Origin of the sequence: Allomuricauda sp. TY007 (genome assembly GCF_010468565.1) — a bacterium.
In the GTDB taxonomy this organism is placed as follows: Bacteria; Bacteroidota; Bacteroidia; order Flavobacteriales; family Flavobacteriaceae; genus Flagellimonas.
Genome location: NZ_WUEG01000062.1, coordinates 1 through 498 on the forward strand (window position 1 = coordinate 1; position 498 = coordinate 498).

The window sequence follows — 498 nt, forward strand, 5'->3', positions numbered from 1 at the left end:
TTTAACAAAAAAAGCACTTAGACTTTTTACAGATAGATCTAATCTAAAGGTGGGTCACTTTGGCCCGGCGGGGGTGGGTCACTTTCGTCCGGCCAGCTATGGTCACTTTAACCCGGCGAGGGTGGTATACTATGTCCGGCGTTTCCAGCGTGGTTTAGCACGTAATTTGGCAAGTACACACCAAACTGAAAATCCGCGAGGATTTTCAGAAGTAGGCAAGAACAAGCAATTACTTATAGCCATCTTAAGTTTGATTCTCTTTAAATTGATATAATAATCAGAAAGAACAAAAGAGAGGAACAAGGTCAATATAGCCATGGGAAGTATCGATTCCGTCAACATTGATGACTCCCTCTCTTTTCCACTCAAGAATTCGTTCAGTTCTGTGAGACCTAGATCTCGATTTCAAGTTGTTGAAGCTTAAGTGGAGCGTCCTTTCCAAAACATTTTCCTATGAATAAAGATAAAGAAATCCACGGAGTGGACATCAGCAAGGAT

At 41.6% G+C, this 498-nt stretch carries 1 protein-coding gene; it reads left to right on the forward strand.

The features are described 5' to 3' along the window. A partial coding sequence (locus GO009_RS17580) for a hypothetical protein (protein WP_203532493.1) occupies positions 1-274 on the forward strand: 274 nt, incomplete at its 5' end. Positions 275-498 lie beyond the last annotated feature (224 nt).